This is a genomic window from Moraxella sp. RCAD0137 (genome assembly GCF_002894025.1).
GTDB classification, from domain to species: domain Bacteria; phylum Pseudomonadota; class Gammaproteobacteria; order Pseudomonadales; family Moraxellaceae; genus Moraxella; species Moraxella porci.
This window is the reverse complement of record NZ_LTCC01000004.1, coordinates 54,400-76,900: the sequence shown is the minus strand read 5'-3', so window position 1 is coordinate 76,900 and position 22,501 is coordinate 54,400. Positions and strand designations below refer to the sequence as shown.

Here is a 22,501-nt window from a genome sequence, read left to right as displayed (position 1 = left end):
CTTTTAGGGTTAGTAATCAGAATAGCTTTGTAATAATTTCACTTCATTGGGTGAATTATCCCAAAAAAATTGTATGTCATTTTTGTCAAAAGAACCCATAATGACCATGCCACAATCATCATCTTTTTCAAAAATATCATAATAAACCAAATCGCCATTTGTGTCATAAAATGATGTTTTGGCTTTTTTATCAACTTCAATCCATTCTGTTTTTTGAGATTGGGTTAAAATTAATTTATCATTGAGTTTGCGATAATCTTCAAAACCATTTTCTGTGTATTGACGCATGCCAAGAATGGTAATATGGTCTGGTGCAAATACAACATCAGCAATGTGCTTTCCGTCTGAATTGTATTCGGATAACTCATCTTGAATGATGTTGTTGTCTTTGTCTAAAACCAAAATGCGACAAGTTACATCGTCAGCATTGCGATAATAAATTTTAATGAAATCATCGTAATCTAAAATTTCTGTTTGCATTTTTTACCTTCGTTTGTCCAAAATCTATTTATCTAAAACCTGCTGCATTGGCTTCTGCTTTGTTTGGCTTTGTTGGAGCTGCTTTTGTAGACCACGTTGTTGCATCTTTCGATACATACTTTCCGCATTGTGCCAACTTAGCATCGGTAATATATGTACTTAATATACTTCTTTGCTTTTCGTACATTTGAATATGTCCTTGATAGGAGCCGTAGGTTGGATGTGCATTTTTGACACTATTATGTTTTGCATGCAAATTATATCTATCAAGTAGCAAATCGTAATATCTATTCCGAACAGTTGGCACTTGATTATTTATTTTATCTGTATATAGTTTGCATTCTTTGGCTGTTTTTTCTTTTGCTGATTTATTACCCTTATTGCCTTTGGCTTGAACTTCTATCATTGAAAGGTTAATAAAGGCAGTCAAAAACACAAACAGGAAAGCACTTGATAAAATTCTCTTTTTCATAAATAAACTCCAAGGCTACCAAAATAGCGTAAGTCCAAATTGAACTTACGCTATTTTTAATTACAGACTTTCTTCGTATTCGTCTGCACTCATTAGGCTGTCGTAGTCCGCAGGATTGGCAGGCTTAACTTTAAAGAACCATGCTTTGCCGTATGGGTCTTCGTTGGCAAGCTCTGGGTTGTCCACCAATTCTTCGTTGATCTCAACGATTTCACCGCTGATTGGTGCATAGACATCAGATGCAGCTTTGACAGACTCAACGACAGCGATTTCTTGGTCAGCTTCGACAGTGCTGCCAACTTCTGGTAGCTCAACGAATACCACATCACCAAGTGCATCTTGGGCGTGGTCAGTGATGCCGACAGTGATGGTGCCGTCTGCTTCTAAGCGTAGCCATTCGTGGCTGGCGACATATTTTAGATCAGCTGGGATATTGCTCATGGGTTTTCTCCTTTGAGTGGGGTTTGGGGTTGATAAAAAGTTTTGGTAATAATAATTTTATCTAAAATTAATAAGATGTTAATTATTATCACCTTTATAAAATTGGCTAATCCAAAAAGTTATGAACATTATCATTAAAGGTGAATGACAATAATCTCCAATCATTTTTGCTTTTGTAAAAGGTGCATTGATACCATAAGCCCAAGTTTTCACGACGAAGCATAAACTCATGACGGACATAGTTGTCTTTGCCAAATTTTGTGGTGTTGTAAGGAATGACATCAATGGGACTTCCCCAAATTGGAACGCCTTTATGGGCAAGTTCAATCACTTGATTTTCAACTACTGCCAATGATTTTTCAGGTTGTAAATCACTCCAAGACCAATAAGGTTCCATGATTGCGGTCATATGCTTTGGGTTCATATTATTGCTGTTTAGGGCGGTTGCCATATCTTGACACAGTTCAAAAGTATCCTGTTCGGTTGCCAAAGTTTTAAAAGTTGGTGTATCAGCAAAAGCCGATACAGATACCATGCTTAATAATAAACCGATTGCCAGTTTTTTCATAATCATAACCTTATTTAAAATCCCCCAAAAGCACTCACCACAGCAAAGCTTTTGGGTGTTATCATCAATCAAACTGCTTTTGGCCATTTCTGACAAATGGCAGTTTTAGCACACGCACATCCACTTCTTTGCCGCGCATGATGACTTTGGCGCTATCACCATTAAAGTCACTTGGCACACGAGCGATGGCGATAGACTCTTTTAGGCTTGGGCTAAAGACACCGCTGGTGGTGATGCCATTACCTGCATCGGTCACGACTTCCATATGGTCACGCAGTACACCACCTTTGCCAGTGAGTAGTAGGCCGACTTGTTTGACTTTGACGCCGTCAGCTTTTAGGGCGACGAGTTTGTCTTTACCGACAAAATCACGGCTGTCATCTTTGAGATCCACTGTCCATGCCATGCCTGCTTCTAGTGGGCTGACATCATCGTCCATGTCGTTGCCGTATAGGTTCATACCTGCTTCCATACGCAGGGTATCACGAGCACCCAAACCGCATGGCTGTACGCCTGCATCAGCAAGTTGTTTGAAAAACTCGCCTGCTTTATCGGCAGGTAGGATTACTTCCACGCCATCTTCGCCAGTGTAGCCAGTACGAGCCACAAACCAATCATCACCCAAATCCACGCCGACAAATGGCTTAAGGGCATTGACCTTGTCTGCCCATTCAGGCTTGACGGTGAGTAGTTTTTCAATCGCTTTTGGGCCTTGAACGGCAAGCATCGCCACATCGTAGCGTGGATTTAGTGTCACACCAAACTCTGCACCGACTTTGGCAAATTGGGCTGAGTCCTTTTTACGAGTTGCGCCGTTTGAGACGATGCGATAGGCAGTTTCATCATCATTCATGCGATAGACGATTAAGTCATCAATCACGCCGCCATTGTCGTTTAGCATGGCTGAATACAGCGCCTTGCCGACAAAGCCAAGTTTATTGACATCATTAGCGATAAGCTTACGAAAAAATGCTTTGGCATTGTCGCCAGTCACATCAGTCACCAGCATATGCGAGACATCAAACATCCCTGCGTCAGTACGCACGGCTTCGTGTTCGACGATTTGTGAGCCATAATTGACAGGCAATTCCCAACCGCCAAAGTCAATCAATTTGCCATTGAAAGCGACATGAGAATCATATAGGGGAGTGCGTTGTGGTGCGGTCATGGTTGTATCCTTTTTAAAGATGTCGGTGCAAATATTTACTGATTTATGATATCGCATAGATATGACAAATCATCGAGCAAAGCCCAATAAAATCAAGCACCCCATCTGTCCTTTGACCTGAGATTTTCAACCAATAATTGGTTTTCTTCCCTTCGGTGGGTAGTCTTTGCTACCACTCTCCAGATTGTGTTGATAAATCTAAACTATTGATTTATCGAGATTTTCAGTCCATTTACCTGAGCGATTATGGGGATTGTGCGAGCACAGTTTACGCCTTCGGTGGTGTTTACCTAAGTCATCCGACATAGGCTTTGCTGTTTTATCCTTCCTATCAAAAAAAGCAAAAAACACACTCTCCTGAAAATCAAAACACCTTTATTATGAAAAATAATGCTACAATTTACAAGTAAAATTTTTGATTTTTGATAAAATATGCGGATTGATGGCAGATGTGTGCTAAGTTTTGTGCCATCCACCCATAAAATTCGTAGTTTAAGCAATCAGTGAAGGAAATTCCATGCATTGTGATGTTTATAAATTCCCAAAAAGCGAAGGCTGGTATGCTTTCATTGCTCGTCCTAATTATCCCAATGATACCGAGACTTTGACCGATTGGCTGGGTGTGCTGCCATCGGCACTGCGCGCCAAGCTTGGTATGGGGCAGTTTGTGATGCATTTGGATTTATCTGAGCGTGACAAGCTTGCCCAAGCCGACATTCATCAAGTCAAAGCCCGTCTTGCAGAACAGGGCTATTATGTGCAAGCACCGCCAGCGGAAATGTTGGCAGCACAGGCGCTCAATAAAGTCAAAGACGCTCAAGATAAAAAATACGATTGATCCACCGAAGTCTGGGTTCAAATTCACTAAAAATCCATAAAAATCAGCCAGTTTTTAATTTTAACAACTTTTTACTACGATATTTTTTAAAAAGCATGTTAAAATGGGTAGGATTTTATTGCTTGGTAAAATGAATGAATTGGTTAAAAAATTTACCGCTTGAACAAATCAGCGATGCACTGTCAGGTTTTTTTAGCTTTTGGGGTCGTATCACCGAAGGCATTCCTGCAGGGCAGCTGCCTTTGATCGTTTATGTCATCTGCTGTGCTTTGGTGCTGCTGCTGTGGCTCGTGGTGATGCGTGTCATTCCGCGTCCATTTAAGGGCATCAGCTGGGTGGCTTTGGCGGCAGTGATGTTCGCGCCAGGTCAAGCAGCAGGCGGCACAGGTGAGATCGCGCCGGCGATGCTGGGCGTATTTCATGGGATTTTGATGAAAGATTTTGGCGCAGCCTTTTCGGCATCGGTGCCGATTTTTGCGGTGATGGCGGCTTTATTGGTCGTGGGTGCGGTGTGGCAAATGGCCAAAGGCGTGATCGCTGGCAATGCTGAAAAAGAAGCTGAGGCACTGCGCATCCAAGAAGAGCGCCGCCGCTATTTGGCAGCCCAAGAGTTATCAAAAAATCACAGTGATCGTACTGGCCATCCGCGCTAAGTCGATGCTTTGTGATCATCACTAAAAAATACATTGCTTTTATCGTTCAATGTGCGTATAATATGCGCTTTGTTAAATAGGTTTGGCATGCCAAGCCTTGTTTTTCAATCTCCTTGCTGCCGTCGGAGATTCTGAGGGTGGCTGTTTTAATCCGTAGGGAGTCCTTATGAGACATTATGAAGTGGTGCTACTGGTTCATCCAGATCAAAGCAACCAAGTTGCCGACATGGTAACTAAGTACCGTTCAATCGTAGAAGAAAATGGCGGTGCAAACCATCGTTTAGAAGATTGGGGCCGTCGTCAATTGGCTTATCCAATCAACAAAATCCACAAAGCACACTATGTGCTACTGAACATCGAATGTAACGAAGAGACCCTAGCTCAGCTAGAAGAACTATTCAAGTACAACGATGCTATCATCCGTAGCCTGGTTATCCGCCGCGAAGCTGCCATCACTGAACAATCGCCACTAGCGAAAGAAGCAGAAGATAAGCGCACTCGTAAAGCCAACCGTCGTAACGACGTTCGCACCGAACAAGGTGAGAGCGACGCTGACAGCGATAACTGATTAAGGAGATAGTATCATGGCACGTTTTTATCGTCGTCGTAAGTTCTGCCGTTTCACCGCTGAAGGCATCTCACACATCGATTACAAAGATGTAGAACTTCTAAAGCAATACATCAGCGAAAATGGCAAAATCGTTCCTAGCCGTATCACTGGTACTTCAACCAAGTATCAACGCCAACTGGCTGTAGCGATCAAACAAGCGCGTTACTTGGCTCTATTGCCATATACCGACAACCACAAGTAAGTATTAACGGAGATAAATCATGCAAGTTATTCTATTACAGCGTGTCGTTAATCTTGGCAAACTTGGCGAAACGGTTGATGTAAAAGCAGGTTACGGTCGTAACTACCTAATCCCACAAGGCAAAGCACTGCCTGCAACTGAAGCGAACATCGCTAAGTTCGAAGCGCGTCGTGCTGAGCTAGAAGCACTAGAAGCTGAAGAATTGGCTGCTGCCAACAAGCGTGCTGAAGCATTGACTGATGTGAATGTCATCATGCGTGCTAAGTCTGGCGACGAAGGCAAGCTATTCGGTTCTATCGGTGCTCGCGATATCGCTGACGCTCTGACCAAGTCTGGCCTAGAAGTTGATCGCGCTGAAGTGAAGATGCCTGAAGGTGCCTTCCGTCAAGTGGGTGAGTACAAAGTGACTATCCAGCTACATCACGACATCTCAGCGGACATTCTTGTGACTATTCTGTCAGAAGACGCGCCACAAGCAGATGCTGATGAAGAATAATCCTTAAGATTATTTACGCTAAACCCCTAAAGTGAATAGCTTTAGGGGCTTTGTTTATCCGCTGTATAAATGCTTTGTCATTGGAGAAATTTGGTTGACTGTTTTTAAAAATCTTCGCCAAAAACTGCAATATCCAGCTTGGCAATCATCATAAGTGAATAAATGTACACTAAATTTACAAAACGCTACAACTTCAAATAAAAACCATTACAAAAATTACGGAATTAAAATCCCGATCGATGATACAATAATCGCCAATATGTAGAATCCTCTTTACAGCTGACCTTGGCCGATCCTTGAATAGTTGATTATCTGATGCCTGATCATTTAAATTTTTGGTATTGATACATTTTGATTTGTTCATGCTTTGGTGTTGAGAGCAGCCGCAGCCCAAGTGAAAATTATGAAACTGCCACCTTCTTTAAAAAAGTCTAGCACTACCGCTTTATTAGCGCTCAGCTCAATCTTCGCTGCTGTCAGCTTTTCGGCATGCTATAATGTCAGCGATATGGTCAATGGCGCCGTCCATGATGCCTCCGTCAAAGGCGAGGACGCCATCAAATCTCCGCAGTCTTTTGCTAGTCTTCCTAAGTCAACCGCTGACCAAAATCAGTCTTATGAGCATCAGGTCGCTTCCATCGATGAGCTGAAGAATTATAACTGGCAGCTGGTCTCTGCCGAGGTTCAAGGCGCGCCGATTCATAGCTATGAATGGGTCATTAAGCATCAAGAAGGTAAGCTTGAATTCTTTAATCAGAACATCTATTTTAATGTCGGCTGCAACCAAAATCTACAAAATTACCAATTTACTGACGGTATATTAACCCTGAGCGATTCACGCACCTCAACCATGATGGCGTGTCCAATCGCTGATGGCAGCTCTCCGAGTCTGCATCAAGTAGAATCAAAGCTTGCCAATGATCTGGATGGTGCGAAGTTTTTCATTGAGACCAATGCCCAAGAACATACCGCCATCTTAAAACAGGTCAAAGGCGCCGAGGTGCTAACTTGGCAAGGGCAAATGAAATACGATGTGCGCTTTGGTGAGCCGGTGCGCTTGTTCTGGGAGATCGATCCTGAGACCATCAACTGCATCGATGAGGCTGGCCGCGATCAGCAGTGCCTAAAAGTGCGCCATGTCAGCTATGATGAGCAGGGCATTAAGCTTGGCTCAGGCGCTTGGCGTACCTTTTATGGTAAGATTCACGGCTATGAACATCAGCCAAATCGCCGCCAGATCATCCGCCTACACGCCTATAATAATCCCGATGGTGATGAGAACCCATACTATGTCTATGATATGGCGATCGAGACGCATGTCACGGATCAGTGATGTATAATTCATCAATGAAATTTCAAAAGCGCTGCCGATGGGTGGCGCTTTTAGATTCAATGTTAGGCTAAAGTCATCATTACTGTTTGGCAAGCTGATTTATCTTTGCGCAAATGCAAAATTAACTTGTAAAAAATATGCTTGTACAGCACCACATTTCACGGCATAATATCCACCAAGCGAACGATCATAGGGCGCGCGATCATGCGCCAAGAATGATCCATTAAATTAACTATTCACCATCGAGCATGATAACCGCATGGCGATGCACCATCTGGCCGATGGCCAAAAAAATAAGGAAAACAACCATGACTAAAAAAGTAGCTGTATTGATTGGTAGTGCCAGCAAAACTTCATTCAACCAATTGGCATTTAATTATCTAAAATCAGTGGCACCAGCGTCACTTGAGCTTGAAGTGGTTCAGATCGCTGATCTACCATTGTATGATCGTGATCTGGATGAGCAAGAGGTGCCTGCTTATACACGCCTTCGTGAGGCCATCAAAGCTGCTGATGCGGTGCTGTGGATCAGCCCAGAACACAACGGCGCGCCATCAGCGATGCTAAAAAATGCCATCGATGTCGCCTCGCGCCCAGCAGGCCAAAGCGTCTGGACAGGCAAGCCATTGGCGCTGATGAGTGTTAATGCCAGCGGCAGCCCACGCGTCACCGATCAGCTGCGTACCATCGCTACAGGCCCTGCGCTGAATATGCCAACCATGCCATTTGCCGCATATTTCGGTGGTATCTTCGCGGGTGCATTTAATGAGCAAGGCGAGCTGGTCGCTGAACCTGCCAAAGCCACGCTACAAAATTTCATCACCGCATTTGATCAGTTTATCGATAAATTCTGAGCCAAATACCAAGCTAAAATCAAGCCATCGACTAAATTTTAGCGCGATGAAAAGTAATCTGATGACCATCCAACTGGGTGGTCATTTTTATTACTGATTACAAAGCGGTGCTAGGCATTTTTATGATTTTGGGCTAAAATAGAACATCTTTTTTAGTATGATGACTCATGCCACTCATCCAATCCTCCAAAAAATCCTTAAAAGACAAAATCCACATCATCATCGAAGGCACCGATACGCCCGCAGGTAAACTGTTTGATGTGCTGATATTGATGGCCATCATCACAAGCGTGTTGGTGGTGATGCTCGACAGCGTGCTGTATTTGCGGTTGCAATACGGACGGCTGTTCTTTATTGCAGAATGGTTCTTTACACTGCTGTTTACGGTGGAATACGCGTTGCGACTGTATTCTGCGCCCAATCGCCGCCGCTATGCGACGAGTTTTTTTGGGGTGGTGGATCTCTTGGCGCTGCTGCCGACTTATCTGAGTTTGTTTTTTGTGGGTACGCATTATCTGCTCGTGGTGCGTATTTTGCGGATTTTACGGATTTTTCGGGTATTTCGACTGAAGTCTTATATGCAGCAGGCGGGATTTTTGGCAGCAGCATTCAAAACCAGTCAGCATAAAATTACGGTATTTTTCTTATCCTTATTATTATTGGTGACCATCTTTGGCTCGGTGCTGTATGTGGTCGAAGGCCCTGAAAATGGCTTTACCAGCATTCCGCTGTCGATCTATTGGGCGGTGGTGACGCTGACGACGGTGGGCTATGGCGACATTTCCCCAAAAACACCGATCGGTCAGGCCATCGCGAGTATGGTGATGATCACAGGTTATGCCATCATTGCGGTTCCGACGGGGATTTTTACCGCGGAGCTGACACGCACCATGCGTCCACAGCTGCAACCTGTCTCTTGTTCTAACTGCGGCAAATTTGGCCACGCAACCAATGCCAAATTTTGTGATCGCTGTGGCCATGATTTGCATCTATAATTGCCACCGCTGCCCAAGTTTACTTAAAATGAATATTTGACTGCCTATTATTTACTTAAGCTAAGAGAACGATGAATATTTCTCGATTATTAAAAATCGCGCCTGTGACTTTGCTGTTGATTGCAAGTTTTGTGCTGATGAGTGCTTATCAATGGCTCGCTGGCGTGCAGATCGATGCACCAAGCACACGCGATTTGCTGCGATTCGGCGCGGATTTTTTGCCGTTGTCGATGATCGATGAACCATGGCGACTGATCAGCAGCGGTTTTGTGCATATTGGCGTGCTGCATCTGCTATTTAATGGCTTTGCGCTGTATTATTTTGGGCAAGTGGTGGAGCTTGTTACTGGTTCCAAATTGTTCTTGCTGATATTTTTGTTGTCAGTGGCGGGCGGCAATCTGTTGGGTAATTATACTGCATGGCAAGGTGTTCTGAGCGGTGCTATGCCTCCTGTCAGTGCAGGTGCGTCAGGCGGGATCATGGGTTTGGGCGCGTTTTTATTGGTGCTGGCTGTGCTTAAGGCGCCCATCGGCATCCAGTTGAATACGCGCAGCTTGGCGATGATCATGGCCATCAATCTTTTGATGGGTTTTGCCATCGATGGTATTGATAATGCCGGTCACATCGGTGGCGCGGTGACTGGTATGGTACTGGGTCTGTGCTATGCGTATTTGCGCCCAAGACGCACAGATGCTCACATGATTTGGGTGGCAGCGTTATTGAGTATTGGCTTTGGGCTTGTGTGGTATTGGCTGCATAGCCGCGTGCTTTTGTTGATATAGTTGGCCAAAGTCACGCCATCATAAAAGTCTGCACCACTGATGCAGACTTTTATTATTATCACGCCGATGAATTTGAATGTTATTTATCTCTTAAAATCTGCGTACCCACACCTTCTTCGGTAAAGATCTCAAGCAAGCAAGCGTGCGGGACACGACCATCGACGATGGTGGCACTACGCAGACCTGATTTGACAGCATCGAGCGCACCAGCGATTTTTGGAATCATACCACCTGAGATGGTGCCATCAGCGATGAGCGCATCGACATCATCGGCGGATAGATGGGTTAGGACATTGCCTTGTTTATCCAGTACACCTTTGATGTTGGTTAGTAGTAGCAGGCGTTCAGCACCGAGAAATTCAGCGACACGGCTGGCAACCAGATCGGCATTGATATTGTAGGTATTGCCATTGGCATCCACACCGAGCGGTGCGATGACAGGGATGAAGTCACTGGCGATCAGCATATCGATGACATCTTTATTGACGGATTCGACTTCACCGACGAAGCCTAGATCTACCGCTTGTGGACGACCTTCATCATCGATCTTTTGCATATAGAGTTTTTTGGCACGGATTAGGTTGGCATCTTTGCCTGTCATGCCGATGGCTTTACCACCGTGTTTATTGATTAGGCTGACGATGGATTTATTGACCTGACCGCCAAGTACCATTTCGACGACATCCATCGTGGCTTTGTCGGTGACTCGCATCCCATCGATACGCTTAGACTCGCGACCGAGCTCTGATAGCAGGCTGTCCACCTGTGGGCCACCACCATGCACGACGACAGGGTGGATACCGACGGTCTTGAGTAGCACGATATCACGAGCAAAAGAACTCTCAAGAACCGGATCCGTCATGGCATTGCCGCCATATTTGACGACGATGAGTTTGTCTTTGTATTTTTGGATATAAGGTAGGGCGGTGGTGATGACTTCAGCGGTGAGCTTGGCATCTTCTAAGCTTAATGACATAAAAAAATCCTTCTAATTCAACATGATATAAATCTGATCTTATTGACGACCTGACGAGCCAAAGCCACCTGCACCACGCTCGCTCACATCACTAAATTCATCAACAATCTCAAAGCTTGGGCGTACCACAGGCACGACCATGTATTGTGCCATACGCTCGGCGGGATGAAGCACAAAATCAGTGGCGCTGCGATTCCATACACTGACCATCAGCTCGCCTTGGTAGTCAGCATCGATCAGCCCGACTAGATTGCCCAGTACGATACCATGCTTATGCCCAAGTCCTGAGCGTGGCAAGATGATGCCTGCGTAGTTTGGGTCGGCGATATAGATGGATAGACCTGTGCCGATCAGCTGGGTTTCACCGGCTTTGATGGTGATGGGCTCATCGATACACGCACGCAAATCAATCCCTGCTGAGCCATCGGTCGCACGAGTGGGTAGGGGGAAATTTGGGTCTTGTCCGATTTTTGGGTTTAGGATTTTGACTTGTACGCTGTTCATGGCTTTGCCTTTTTTGTGATTAAAATCATCTAAAGGTATCAAAATTGGCAGATATTTGCAATATGTTTGGTGCTTTATCTGAATTTGCCAATAAAAAAGCCCGAAATATTTTCGAGCTTTTTGGAATCATGAAATTAGGCGTTACCTTCAGTGCTAGCAGCTTCAGCTTGGGCTTGCAAAAATGCTTGCTCAAAGTTCACTGGCGCAAGCAGCAACTGTGGGAAGCTACCACGAGTCACGATGTCACTGATGACCTCACGCGCATATGGGAATAGAATATTTGGGCAATAGGCTTGGAGTAGATGTGGTAGATCAGCTTCAGGGATATTTTTTAGTAGGAAGATGCCTGCTTGTTGTACTTCAGCGATGAAAGCGACGCTGTCATTTAGCTTTGCTGTCACACTGACAGTTAGGATGATTTCTTTATAATCTTCATCCAAATCATTGACGCTGGTGCCGATGCTGACATCGGTTTCTGGTTGCCATTGTTTGGTGAATACCTCGGTATTCGGCACTTCAAATGAGATGTCTTTGGTATAAATACGCTCAAGACCGAGCTGTGGTTGGTTTTGTTCGTCTGACATGGTGTACTCCTTGTGTCAAATCTATCAATGTGTGAATTTATTTATCAAGTGACTGCGATATTGCCATCGCATCGATGTGGTCAATTATGCCAGCATCGCATCCAGTTTGCCTTCTTGATTGAGCTTATTAAGCTGATCAAAACCGCCAACAAAAGTCTCACCGATAAAAATCTGTGGCACAGTGCGATAGCCGTTGGTCTTGGCAGATAGGGCTTGACGCTCTTCGGTGGTCAAATCGTACATACTGATTTCGCTGTACTCGACGCCTTTGTTGGTCAGTAGCTGTTTGGCATTGGTGCAGTATGGACAAACTGGGGTGGTGTAGATGGTTACTTGGCTCATAAGGGTTACTCATTTTTTTAAAGACAAATCCTACATGGGGCTTGGTTCGCCTGATTTCAAGCAGGATTTATTTTTTCTTAGCACCAACGAGTGGCAAACCTGCTGCTTGGTAGCCTTGGATACCGCCTTCTAGTCTCATGAAATTTGGGCGTGCAATCAGCTGTACCGCTGCACCAGCTTGGATACCGATGTCGCAGACGATGATGACAGGTACTTCGATGCCTTGTAGTTCAGGCAGGCGGTTTTTGAGTTCGGTGAATGGAATGTTCTCACTGCCTGTGATGTGCCCTTGGGCAAACTTGTTGGCAGGGCGGATATCGATGATGCGTGCGTTTTGGTTATTGACCAATAAACCGACTTCGCTAGGCGGTACTTTGCGACCACTGCGTTTGCCTTCGATGGCAAAAAAAGCAATCGCAAGGACGATTAGTAAGCCGAACAAAAATGGGTGATTGCCCACAAATTCAAACCAGCGTTCCAAGGGATACTCCATAAAAATTTAGTCAAACGCTTATTATAGCGTTAAATGACAGTAAATGCACATGATTTATCAGGGTAAGCCGTGCTATTTGCCCTGTGGCTTAACGGCAGATTGTCCGTTTTTGGCTTCATCAATCAGTGATGTCAAGCTCTCAATGCGTCGTGGCAATACTTCGCCTTGGGTAGCCGCCGCCCAAAGTGCACAGCCTTTGGCATTGCTCTGATGGTTGCAATCTCGAAATTGGCAAGTGCCTGACAGCTCATCAAGCTCATCAAAGCCAGTCAAAATATCATCGGCGGACAGATGCCAAATGCCATATTCACGAATCCCAGGGGTGTCAATGATGCCGCCTGCAGATAGATTTTGGTCATCATAAGCAAGTAGGCGACTGGTCGTGGTGGTGTGCTGACCCAGCTGTGAGTTCACCGAGATGATGTTGGTGGCTTGGTGAGCATCAGGCAGTAGCTCATTAATCAAGCTTGATTTGCCGACACCTGATTGCCCAGCAAAGATAGACAACTTGCCATCGATATGTTGATGCAGGATGTCTAGACCATCTTTGGCGATACTTGATGTGCTGATGACGCTAAAGCCGTATTGATCACCAAGTGCTTGATATTCTTGGATAATTTTCACGACTTCGGGATGCTTGGGCAGTAGGTCGGATTTATTGAGCACCAGTAGTGGCGTGATGTCATTGAGCCGTGCGATGAGCAGATAGCGGTCAATCAGATTGACGGCAGGCTTGGGCAAGGGGGCAAAGACGATCGCCAAGACATCGACATTGGCCGCTACAGGTTTGACCTTATGATAGCGATCAGGGCGAGTGATGAGTGTTTTGCGGTCTAATAACTGCTCGATACGCCCAAGATTGGCGGTGGCGTCTAGGCTGAATTTCACCGTATCGCCCGTGGCAAGCATCGGCAGGTTGGTGCGGGTGTGGCATCGCCAAATTGCACCCAGTGCGACGGCGGATTTATCCGTATCTTGGTCGTTATAATCAGGTAAAATCGCTGGCAAGGCAGTGATTTGCACATCAAGCTGCTTGCCAAAATGCGAGATAATGACACCGGTTGCCAGCGTGCCATCGTCGATTTGGGTGGTTTGGTTTTGTTCAATTTGCCGAGTTTGGCGTTTGGTCAGTTTGCGTTTGCGAATGAGCGACATAAAGACTTGTTAAAAATAAAACCACTGTAGCACAAAAGCGGCATCTGGGCAATGTGCACCATGAAAATTGGTGTGTTTTGGCCATCATTATTTGGATAAAACCGATATTCGCACCATAGATCTTAAGCTGCTTTGACAAAGCTAGGATGGCGATGGCCATTTCGCAGTGCGGTGATGATGGCTTGATCAATTAAATTTGGGAAATTGGCCAAAATATTTTATAATAGGCATTAAAATCAGCTTTTAATTTTAATAATAATTAATATACAATTAAGGTATCCATGAGTAACCTCAACCCACGCCAACAAGACGCTTTAAATCACACCCAAGGGCCGCTATTGGTACTGGCAGGTGCAGGCTCAGGCAAGACCTCGGTCATCACTCAAAAAATCGCGCACTTGATTCAAAACTGTCAAATTCCTGCCGATCGCATCACGGCGATGACCTTTACCAATAAAGCAGCCAGAGAAATGAAAGCGCGTGTCCAAAAACTGCTACCGAGCGAAAAAACGCGCGGTTTGACGGTCTCGACTTTTCACCAATTTGGGCTGCAGTTTTTGCGTTATGAGCTTAAAAATACTGAGCTAAAATCAAATTTCTCCATCTTAGATGCTGATGACTGCAAGCGTCTTTTGATGGAGCTGATGGTGCGCGATAACATGAGCGGGGCCGAGAGCCGTGAACTGGTCGGAAAGGCCATCAAGATGATATCGGATTGGAAAAATGATCTGGTAGCGCCACCTGATGCTGCCCAAACGCTTGAGGATCCTGAGGATATGATGTTCGCGCATCTGTATGGACTGTATGAGCGGCATTTGCGCGCTTATAATGCGGTGGATTTTGATGATCTGATCGTGATGCCGGTGCATATTTTGCGCCACAACAAAGAGGTGCGCGATAAATGGCAAAACCGCGTGCGTTATTTGCTTGTTGATGAATATCAAGACACCAACACCGCACAGTATGAGCTGATCAAATTGCTTGTCGGGGTGATGGCGCGCTTTACGGTCGTGGGTGATGATGATCAATCGATTTATACTTGGCGGGGTGCTAAGCCTGAAAATATGGCGCTGCTTAAGCAGGATTTTCCGACATTGAGCGTGGTCAAGCTTGAACAAAATTACCGCTCAACCAATCGCATCTTGAGCGCGGCCAATGCCGTCATCGCCAATAATGCACATATTTTTGATAAAGCATTGTGGTCAGATAAAGGGCATGGCGAGCTGATCCGCGTGATCACTTGCGCCAATGATTTTGATGAATCTGAGCGCGTGGCCAAAGAGATTTTGACGCATCGCATGCGCCACGGCAATACTTGGGATCGCTATGCGGTACTGTATCGTAGCAACTTTCAGGCACGGGCATTGGAAGCGCAGCTAAGACAGCTTGAGATTCCTTATAAGCTGTCAGGCGGCACCTCGTTTTTTGCGCGTACTGAGATCAAAGATGTGATGAGCTATCTGCGCATCATCATCAATCCTGATGACGATGCGGCTTTTTTGCGAGTGATTAATACGCCTAAGCGCGGCGTAGGTTCGGCGACGCTCGAAAAATTGGGATTATTCGCGCAGTATTGTGGCATATCGTTACTCTCAGCATGCACGCGCACAGGCATCAAAGAGGCGGTCGGCACGAAAGCTGGCCATACGCTGATGGACTTTGGGGAGTTTATTGAGCGCTATACCCAGCTTTTATATGACAACAGTGATCCGATGCCGTTGGTGCGTCAGATGATCGAAGAGACGGGCTATATTGATTATATCAAAGAAGACTCAAAAAACCCTCAGCAAGAAAAAGGGCGTCTTGATAACATTGAGGCGCTGTATTCAAGCATCAGCGCACTCATCAATCGCGCTGAAGATGAGGAAGATAAGACCATCGAAGCGGTGATCCGAAAGCTTGTGCTACTCGATATGCTTGAGCAGCAACAAGAAGAAGAAAATACCAATAAGGTCAACTTAATGACTCTGCACGCGGCCAAGGGGCTTGAGTTTGATTTTGTGTATATCATCGGCTGTGAGGAAAATCTGCTGCCGCACCACAACTCCATCTTAACCGACAACATTGAAGAAGAGCGCAGACTGATGTATGTTGGTATCACGCGCGCCAAAAGTGAGCTGACTTTGTTGTTAAGCAAACAAAGGCGTTCTGGCAGTGATTTTAAGGCGGTGGAGCCATCGCGGTTTTTGGATGAGTTGCCTGCTGAGCATATTAATTATCCATTTCACAAAGGCGGCGGTGCCAAAAAAGAAGATCCTAAGAAAATCGCCGAAAATTATCTGGCCAATATCCAAGCGATGCTGGCGGCGAAGAAAAAGGGATAAATCCCAATATAAAAGCCTGAATTCATTTCAGGCTTTTTGTTTGATTTTAACATGGCTGGCTTGTTATCCACGCCCACGCATAAAACCAATCACAACCGTCAGTGCGATGATTTGCATCATCAAAATCAGCCCAACCGTCCACAGCCACTGACCCTGCGCATAAGCAATCGCACAAATCCACGCACCAACAAAGCCACCACCATAATACGACATATAATACAGCCCTGATGCCAATGAGCGACCTTGCTTGACATGACTGGTCAGATAGCTAATCGTCGCCGATTGGGTGACAAATACGCCCGATGACATCAAGGTCAGTCCGACAATCACCACCCATAATGGCGTCAATAAAGTCATGCCAATGCCAATGGCAGATGTCAGCACTGCAAGTATGATGGTGGTCGTCATACCAAATCGTGTGGTGATTTTGGCAGACAGTGGTGTAATCACCATGCCGATGAGATAGATGCTAAAAATATTGGCAAGATCAGCCGTGCTCAGCTGATAAGGTGCGTCGGATAAATGCAAATTGACAAAAGTAAAACAGCCAACCAAAGTAAACAGTACGCACGCACCTAAAATACCACTGCTGATGACATGGGGATTTTTGGCGTGAGAAGTGAGTGTCTCAAAGGCTTCTTTGAATGATTCGCTGACCACAAAATTTTTGGACTTTGGCAAGGTTTTTAGCACCCATAAAGCCCCAATCAGCGTACAAATCGCCATCACGCCATAGCCATATCGCCAGCCGATAAAATGCTCCAAATGCCCTGCAAAAAACCGCCCACTAAAGCCACCAAGCACCGTGCCAGACACATACAAAGCCATCATCGTCGCGAGGTGTTCGCTATATTCTTCACTGATATAAGCAATCAGCACCACCGTAATCCCTGGCACGCTAATCCCTTGTAAGAATCGCCACACGGTAATCTCACTCATGCTACTACTGATGCCAATCAGACCTGTAGGAATGGCGAGTAACAATAATCCACCGACAATAAATGGCTTACGCCCAATACCATCTGACAGCATCCCAATAAATGGTGAAATCACAGCAATGGCAAGCACCGTTGCACCGACAGCCATCCCTGCTTCGATCTCATTGGCATTCAAATCGGCAATCAGCACGGGCAAAATCGCCTGCACAGAATACACTTGCAAAAAGGCAAAAAAGCCAATCATGGCGATGGTGAATTTTTCGGATAAGCTTGGTGCGTGATGAGTCATAAGCTTTGCTTCTTATCATTGGTAGATTTATTGCAATCAATTAAACACAAGAGACATTGTAGCATGATGATGGCGCTCAGAGAAATTGCTTGTGGTTATCTTTATCATAGCCAAAAACTATTACAAGTTTTCAAAAAATTAGTAAATTCATATAAAACTATCTAAGCCTGTGATAGATTAACGAATTTATCCCTATGCAAACTGGTCATCTATGGCGTAAAGGTGTAGAATAACAGACAATTTTTTATCAAGTTTGGCAAAATCACATGAATTTGAGCAATCCTAATGTATTAATCGTCGGCGGTGGTCATGTCGGGCTGTCATTTGCACTGCTTTTGGCGCATCATGGCATCAAAAGCACGCTGGTTGAACATAGTCGCTATCCTGTCATCGAGCCTGAAGCGGACACGGCACGCACGCATTATCTGGATGCGCGTAACACGGCTTTGTCGCGTCGTACGGTGCAGATTTATCAAGAAATCGGGCTATGGGATCGCTTGCAAAGTCATGCTTGTCGGATTGATAAGGTGCTGATCAGTGAGCTGGGTAGCTTCGGTCGAGCGACCTTGGATAAGCAGGCAGAAGGTGTTGAGAGCTTTGGACAAGTAATGGAAAATGCTTATCTGGGCAGACAGCTACTCGTGGCAGTTCAACAAAACGAGTTGATTACACTGATTGACGGTGCGACCGTGACAGACATCGCCCAAGATGAACAGATGGCAAGTATCACTGTAGAAAGTGATGATGGCGTGCAGACACTGTCAGCACCACTGGTCGTGGCGTGTGATGGACAGCATTCAAAGGTCAGACAGTTACTACACATCGATGTCGATACACATGACTATCAGCAGGTGGGTATCGTGGGCGTGGTGCAGACGGATAAGCCACATCGTCATGAAGCGATTGAGCGATTTAGTGAAGCTGGGCCGCTTGCGGTGCTACCACTGACCGATGGCGTGGGCGATGGTGGTACAGATCAGACTGCAGGTTATCGCCGTTCGGTGGTGTTTATCTGTCCAAAAGGTGAAGAGCAGCAGTATCTTGAAGATGATGATAAATACCTATCGACCCTACAGACGGTATTTGGGGCGGATGCTGGACGCTTTGTGGCGACTGGGAAACGAGGTGCTTATCCACTATCTAAGGTGCTGGCACATCGTCAGGTGGCAGGCAGATTTGTCATCATGGGTAATGCGGCACACACCCTGCATCCTGTGGCAGGTCAGGGCTTTAATCTGTGCCTACGAGATGCTTATGCACTGGCCAATCTACTTGCCCAAGCGGTAGTGGATGATGGTGATGCGGTGGACTTTGGGCGATATGACCGCCTAGCACATTATGAAAAATCACGCCTAGCCGATCAAAAACGCGTCATCAAATTCTGTGATACGGTGGTGGGTAGCTTTACCCATCCTAATCCTGTGATGAAATTTGCTCGCAATGTCGGCTTGGTGTGTTTTGATAAAATCCCTGGGATTAAGCCATTGGTGGCGACTTATGCCATGGGGCTAAAATCTTAATTGGCTGATGATGCCCATAATGATTAATAAAAAGAGTTTGCCATGATTTTAAAGGCATTTTTGGTGATATTTGGCTGTTTGTTCATCGGGCAGGTCATCATCGCATTGACTGATTTACCACTACCGCCGAGCGTGATTGGTTTGGTGGTGCTGTTTGTTGCATTGCAATCAGGCTTGGTCAAGCTTGCCACTGTCGAAAAACTTGCCAAAGTGCTGATGGATTATTTGGTGCTACTGGTCATTCCTGCGTGTATCTCTATCATGCAGTATCTGGACATCATCCGTGATGATTTGTGGGTGCTGCTTGTTGGCGTGAGTGTAAGTACGATTTTGGTACTGATTAGCACGGCGGGCTCATATACTTGGCTACGCAGAGTACAAAAATCTCGTCATCAGAGGCATCAGGAGCGTGTGCGATGATGCAGCAGTGGTTAGCCCTCGGTGATGAGCTATTGAGAAGTCCATTTTTATTACTCATGCTACTGATCGGGGTATTTGAATTGTCCGTATGGCTGCGTCAGCGTACAGGACAGCCATTGATCAATCCGACATTGGTCACGACTGTGGTGGTGATTGCCGTGTTGATGGTGCTCGATATTGAGTGGTCAAGCTTTGAAAAAGCAAGCAATTACATCACGTTTTGGCTACAGCCTGTGGTGGTGTGCTTGGCAGTGCCTTTGTATATCCAATGGCAAAAAATCCGAGCGCAGTGGCTACCTATCATCATCTCCCAAATCATCGGCAGTGTGGTGGGCATCGTGACAGGTGTGGGATTGGTGCGACTGCTCGGCGGTAGCACAGATAGTATGGTCGCCACCGCTGCCAAGTCAGTAACCATGCCGATAGCCATCGAAGTGACGACGGTGCTTGGCGGTGTCATCGGCATCGCAGCAGCGACGGTGCTGATTGCTGGTGTGGTGGGGCAAATCATCGGCGTGTGGATATTGCATCGATGCGGCCTTAGACTGCCGATGGGCATGGGGCTGTCGCTAGGCAGTGCATCACACGCACTTGGCACAGTGCGGTCAATGCAGCTGGGCGCTCGCTATGTGGCGTATGCAACTTTAGGGCTGATTTTAAATGGCGTACTGACGGCGTTTTTGGCGCCTGTGCTGGTGCCGTGGCTTATTCCTTAGGCTAATCAATTAAGCTTATCAATCAAATTATTTGAATATCAAGGCAATTAAAACAATGAAAACGCTTGGTATTATTGGCGGTATGTCAGCGAAGTTTATTTTACAATGACAAAAATTTTAGACTAACAATTAACAAGGCTTAGCGTGCAACAGATTATCATTCAGCTATCAGGTGGCATCGGACTGTTTTTGCTCGGTATGAGTCTGATGACCGACAGTCTCAAGGCGATGGCAGGCGAGAGTCTGCGGCAGTGGCTTGGGCGTTTTACAGGCTCGCCATTTAAGGCGATGATGTCAGGCATTGGCTTTACGCTAGTCGTGCAGTCATCGACAGCGACGACGCTTGCGACTATTGGCTTTGTGAGTGCAGGGGTGCTAAGCTTCACCCAAGCCATCGGTGTCATCATCGGTGCCAATATCGGTACGACCAGCACTGGCTGGATGGTCGCACTGCTTGGGCTGAAATTTTCGGTATCGATGATCGCTCTGCCGATGGTGGGTATCGGTGCGATGATGAAGCTGCTTGGTCAAGATCGCATGGCTTTATTGGGGCTTTGCTTGGCGGGATTTGGGCTGTTGTTTATTGGCATTGATTTTCTGCAATCGGCGATGGCAGGCTTTGCCGAGCAGGTGGATCTGGCGCAGTGGTCAAATGATGGCTTGATGACACGACTGATCTTGGTGCTGATAGGCATTGTGATGACCATTCTTTTGCAGTCATCGAGTGCAGCGATCACAGCAACTTTGGCAGCACTGGCAGGTGGAGCGATTGATTTGCCACAAGCATTGGCACTGGTGATCGGGCAGAATATCGGTACGGTGGCCACCGCGGTACTGGCAGCCATCGGTGCGACAGTGAGTGCCAAGCGGACAGCGGCGGTGCATGTGGTGTTCAATGTCGTGACAGCAGTGGCGGCGTTTTTTGTGCTGATGCCTGTGACGATTTGGCAGGTGCGTGACGGTGTGCTGGCAGACTGGGATAATGTGCTGATCATTGCTTTGTTTCATACGGCATTTAGTATGATGGGCGCGATGATATTTATGCCGTTTACCCGTCGTTTTCAGGCGCTGCTTGAGCGGCTGATCCCTGAGCGCATCGACGCATCGAATACGCACTATCTGGATGAAAGCTTATTTTCGATGCCGGCGGTGGCCATCGGTGCGGCTAGGCAGGCGCTGTGTCAGACGACAGCGGTAGTGCTGTCGCAATTTGCTAAAGCGTGCCAAGGGCGGATGTATGGTGATGCCATCGATGTGATGCAGCTAGATCGCTGTTTGCAGACGGTGGATGATTATCTTAATAAGATGCCCGTGCCACAAGCAAAAGCAGACCAAGAAAAGCTGATGCGACTGTTGCAGCTGATCGTCTATATCCGTGTGATTCGTGAAGATTTGACGCATAGTGCGTTTATTGATGTGCTGCATACGCACGCTGAGCCTGTATTGATGCAAGAAGTCACGGCGTATTTTGAAGAGTTATCGATGCTGATGCTGGCAGATGTCGAGCAGCTACCCAAAGCATTTGTACAACAATTTGTGGCGTTTGGTGATGATATGAAGGCCCAAAAAAGCGATGCTCGCTTTGCGCTCATTGAGCGGTCGGCGAGTAGTCAGACGCACGCTGCAGATGCACTCAATCTCATCGTCGCTCGCCGCTGGCTGGATCGACTGGTCAAGCACACCGCCAAGATGGTGATTTTGTTGGGCAAATGATGGCTGTCAAGTGATCAAGCTCACACGCGGCGGTGCTTGAGCGCTAGATACATCATCGCCACATTGATGGCGTCGTTGAGTGCATCATGGCGGGGCAGATCAGGAATGCCAAGCGTTTTTACCATATTTGCCATCGTCAAATCGATCTCGGCATCATAGTATTTGTGCTTGGTTTCTTGGGCGTGAAATAGGCGTGAGACCTCGATTTGCGGCTGGGGCAGCTTGATGCCGAGCATGGGCTTTAGAAATTTATTCACCATCGCCACATCATATTCTAAGAAATAACCCACCAAGGGGCGACCACCCACGAAGTGCAAAAACTGCTCAATGGCATCTTCAACCGTCGTGCCATGTGTCAAGTCCTTGGGGCGAAGTCCATGGATGGTGACATTGGTCGCCTCCATCATACCCTCAGGTTTGATGAGTATCTCAAAGGTTTCGCTTGTCAAGATTTTATTGCCACGGATTTTGACCGCACCGATAGAGATGATCTGTGCCTCTGCTACATTGAGACTGGTGGTCTCGCAGTCAAAGCTGACCAGCTCATCAGGATGTGTGTCGTACAAAAATTCATAGCGTTTATCACGCAGTTTGCTGCGATAATACTGGTGCATGAGTTTATGAAACATCATTTT

Annotated in this window: 27 protein-coding genes and 2 riboswitches; of the genes, 14 read left to right on the top strand and 13 right to left on the bottom strand. The window is 46.2% G+C overall.

Annotated elements, in window-relative coordinates; genetic code table 11:
- Positions 1 to 9 precede the first annotated feature (9 nt).
- The 5 genes from AZ602_RS04805 to gcvT all read right to left on the bottom strand — a co-directional run bounded on the left by AZ602_RS04805 (position 10) and on the right by gcvT (position 3,129).
- Entirely contained in the window at positions 10 to 480 is a 471-nt protein-coding gene (locus tag AZ602_RS04805; protein ID WP_103033944.1) for a hypothetical protein, read from the bottom strand.
- Between the two features lie 28 nt (positions 481 to 508).
- Positions 509 to 952: a hypothetical protein gene (locus AZ602_RS04800; protein ID WP_103033943.1), complete on the bottom strand. Its 444-nt coding sequence runs from the start codon at positions 950 to 952 to the stop codon at positions 509 to 511.
- A gap of 60 nt (positions 953 to 1,012) precedes the next feature.
- Complete coding sequence (gcvH, locus tag AZ602_RS04795) at positions 1,013 to 1,393, bottom strand: glycine cleavage system protein GcvH (protein ID WP_103033942.1); 381 nt, start codon at positions 1,391 to 1,393, stop codon at positions 1,013 to 1,015.
- A 106-nt stretch (positions 1,394 to 1,499) separates the two neighbouring features.
- Positions 1,500 to 1,961, bottom strand: coding sequence for a hypothetical protein (locus AZ602_RS04790; protein WP_146025222.1), 462 nt, complete (start codon positions 1,959 to 1,961; stop codon positions 1,500 to 1,502).
- Between the two features lie 64 nt (positions 1,962 to 2,025).
- A complete protein-coding gene (gene gcvT, locus AZ602_RS04785; protein ID WP_103033940.1) occupies positions 2,026 to 3,129 on the bottom strand; it encodes a glycine cleavage system aminomethyltransferase GcvT in 1,104 nt (367 codons plus the stop codon).
- 95 nt (positions 3,130 to 3,224) lie between these two features.
- Positions 3,225 to 3,322: riboswitch (glycine riboswitch) on the bottom strand.
- A gap of 21 nt (positions 3,323 to 3,343) precedes the next feature.
- Positions 3,344 to 3,499: riboswitch (glycine riboswitch) on the bottom strand.
- 147 nt (positions 3,500 to 3,646) lie between these two features.
- Between gcvT and AZ602_RS04780 the strand changes: the two genes are divergently transcribed.
- The 9 genes from AZ602_RS04780 to AZ602_RS04740 all read left to right on the top strand — a co-directional run bounded on the left by AZ602_RS04780 (position 3,647) and on the right by AZ602_RS04740 (position 9,892).
- Entirely contained in the window at positions 3,647 to 3,967 is a 321-nt protein-coding gene (locus AZ602_RS04780; protein WP_103033939.1) for a YcgL domain-containing protein, read from the top strand.
- A gap of 134 nt (positions 3,968 to 4,101) precedes the next feature.
- Positions 4,102 to 4,620 (top strand): hypothetical protein, encoded by a 519-nt coding sequence (locus AZ602_RS04775; protein WP_103033938.1) that lies wholly within the window; start codon positions 4,102 to 4,104, stop codon positions 4,618 to 4,620.
- Between the two features lie 166 nt (positions 4,621 to 4,786).
- Complete coding sequence (rpsF, locus tag AZ602_RS04770; RefSeq protein ID WP_078317532.1) at positions 4,787 to 5,188, top strand: 30S ribosomal protein S6; 402 nt, start codon at positions 4,787 to 4,789, stop codon at positions 5,186 to 5,188.
- Positions 5,189 to 5,204: 16 nt separating this feature from the next.
- Positions 5,205 to 5,432 carry a 30S ribosomal protein S18 gene (gene rpsR / locus AZ602_RS04765; protein ID WP_078317533.1) on the top strand — a complete coding sequence of 76 codons (228 nt, stop codon included), beginning with the start codon at positions 5,205 to 5,207 and terminating at the stop codon, positions 5,430 to 5,432.
- Positions 5,433 to 5,451: 19 nt separating this feature from the next.
- Positions 5,452 to 5,928 (top strand): 50S ribosomal protein L9, encoded by a 477-nt coding sequence (gene rplI / locus AZ602_RS04760; RefSeq protein ID WP_103033937.1) that lies wholly within the window; start codon positions 5,452 to 5,454, stop codon positions 5,926 to 5,928.
- 403 nt (positions 5,929 to 6,331) lie between these two features.
- The gene (locus AZ602_RS04755; protein ID WP_103033936.1) at positions 6,332 to 7,261 is read left to right on the top strand and encodes an META domain-containing protein; all 930 of its coding nucleotides are present in this window, start codon (positions 6,332 to 6,334) and stop codon (positions 7,259 to 7,261) included.
- Positions 7,262 to 7,569: 308 nt separating this feature from the next.
- Complete coding sequence (locus tag AZ602_RS04750) at positions 7,570 to 8,115, top strand: NADPH-dependent FMN reductase (protein ID WP_103033935.1); 546 nt, start codon at positions 7,570 to 7,572, stop codon at positions 8,113 to 8,115.
- Between the two features lie 167 nt (positions 8,116 to 8,282).
- Positions 8,283 to 9,110 (top strand): ion transporter, encoded by an 828-nt coding sequence (locus AZ602_RS04745; protein ID WP_103033934.1) that lies wholly within the window; start codon positions 8,283 to 8,285, stop codon positions 9,108 to 9,110.
- Between the two features lie 71 nt (positions 9,111 to 9,181).
- Positions 9,182 to 9,892, top strand: coding sequence for a rhomboid family intramembrane serine protease (locus AZ602_RS04740; protein ID WP_103033933.1), 711 nt, complete (start codon positions 9,182 to 9,184; stop codon positions 9,890 to 9,892).
- A gap of 79 nt (positions 9,893 to 9,971) precedes the next feature.
- Here the strand turns inward: AZ602_RS04740 and argB are convergent, their stop codons facing one another.
- The 6 genes from argB to rsgA all read right to left on the bottom strand — a co-directional run bounded on the left by argB (position 9,972) and on the right by rsgA (position 13,946).
- Positions 9,972 to 10,868, bottom strand: coding sequence for an acetylglutamate kinase (gene argB, locus AZ602_RS04735; RefSeq protein ID WP_103033932.1), 897 nt, complete (start codon positions 10,866 to 10,868; stop codon positions 9,972 to 9,974).
- A gap of 39 nt (positions 10,869 to 10,907) precedes the next feature.
- The gene (dut, locus tag AZ602_RS04730; protein ID WP_103033931.1) at positions 10,908 to 11,372 is read right to left on the bottom strand and encodes a dUTP diphosphatase; all 465 of its coding nucleotides are present in this window, start codon (positions 11,370 to 11,372) and stop codon (positions 10,908 to 10,910) included.
- A 134-nt stretch (positions 11,373 to 11,506) separates the two neighbouring features.
- Complete coding sequence (secB, locus tag AZ602_RS04725) at positions 11,507 to 11,956, bottom strand: protein-export chaperone SecB (protein ID WP_078317541.1); 450 nt, start codon at positions 11,954 to 11,956, stop codon at positions 11,507 to 11,509.
- Positions 11,957 to 12,040: 84 nt separating this feature from the next.
- Entirely contained in the window at positions 12,041 to 12,298 is a 258-nt protein-coding gene (grxC, locus tag AZ602_RS04720; protein ID WP_078317542.1) for a glutaredoxin 3, read from the bottom strand.
- 67 nt (positions 12,299 to 12,365) lie between these two features.
- The gene (locus AZ602_RS04715) at positions 12,366 to 12,779 is read right to left on the bottom strand and encodes a rhodanese-like domain-containing protein (protein ID WP_103033930.1); all 414 of its coding nucleotides are present in this window, start codon (positions 12,777 to 12,779) and stop codon (positions 12,366 to 12,368) included.
- 84 nt (positions 12,780 to 12,863) lie between these two features.
- Positions 12,864 to 13,946, bottom strand: coding sequence for a ribosome small subunit-dependent GTPase A (rsgA, locus tag AZ602_RS04710; protein WP_103033929.1), 1,083 nt, complete (start codon positions 13,944 to 13,946; stop codon positions 12,864 to 12,866).
- A 281-nt stretch (positions 13,947 to 14,227) separates the two neighbouring features.
- Here rsgA and AZ602_RS04705 point away from each other — a divergent pair, with 281 nt between their 5' ends.
- On the top strand, positions 14,228 to 16,270 hold the full coding sequence (locus AZ602_RS04705) for a UvrD-helicase domain-containing protein (RefSeq protein ID WP_103033928.1): 2,043 nt from the start codon (positions 14,228 to 14,230) through the stop codon (positions 16,268 to 16,270).
- Positions 16,271 to 16,333: 63 nt separating this feature from the next.
- Here AZ602_RS04705 and AZ602_RS04700 read toward each other — a convergent pair whose 3' ends face one another.
- Positions 16,334 to 17,497 carry an MFS transporter gene (locus tag AZ602_RS04700; RefSeq protein ID WP_103033927.1) on the bottom strand — a complete coding sequence of 388 codons (1,164 nt, stop codon included), beginning with the start codon at positions 17,495 to 17,497 and terminating at the stop codon, positions 16,334 to 16,336.
- 266 nt (positions 17,498 to 17,763) lie between these two features.
- Between AZ602_RS04700 and AZ602_RS04695 the strand changes: the two genes are divergently transcribed.
- From AZ602_RS04695 to AZ602_RS04680, 4 genes are all read left to right on the top strand, one after another.
- Complete coding sequence (locus AZ602_RS04695) at positions 17,764 to 19,017, top strand: FAD-dependent monooxygenase (RefSeq protein ID WP_103033926.1); 1,254 nt, start codon at positions 17,764 to 17,766, stop codon at positions 19,015 to 19,017.
- Between the two features lie 42 nt (positions 19,018 to 19,059).
- Positions 19,060 to 19,437, top strand: coding sequence for a CidA/LrgA family protein (locus AZ602_RS04690; protein WP_103033925.1), 378 nt, complete (start codon positions 19,060 to 19,062; stop codon positions 19,435 to 19,437).
- On the top strand, positions 19,434 to 20,153 hold the full coding sequence (locus tag AZ602_RS04685) for an LrgB family protein (protein WP_255409068.1): 720 nt from the start codon (positions 19,434 to 19,436) through the stop codon (positions 20,151 to 20,153). The genes AZ602_RS04690 and AZ602_RS04685 overlap by 4 nt, the downstream gene beginning before the upstream one ends.
- A gap of 144 nt (positions 20,154 to 20,297) precedes the next feature.
- Entirely contained in the window at positions 20,298 to 21,866 is a 1,569-nt protein-coding gene (locus AZ602_RS04680) for a Na/Pi cotransporter family protein (protein ID WP_103033924.1), read from the top strand.
- Between the two features lie 20 nt (positions 21,867 to 21,886).
- Here the strand turns inward: AZ602_RS04680 and AZ602_RS04675 are convergent, their stop codons facing one another.
- A complete protein-coding gene (locus AZ602_RS04675; protein ID WP_199174087.1) occupies positions 21,887 to 22,495 on the bottom strand; it encodes a 3'-5' exonuclease in 609 nt (202 codons plus the stop codon).
- Between the last annotated feature and the right edge of the window lie 6 nt (positions 22,496 to 22,501).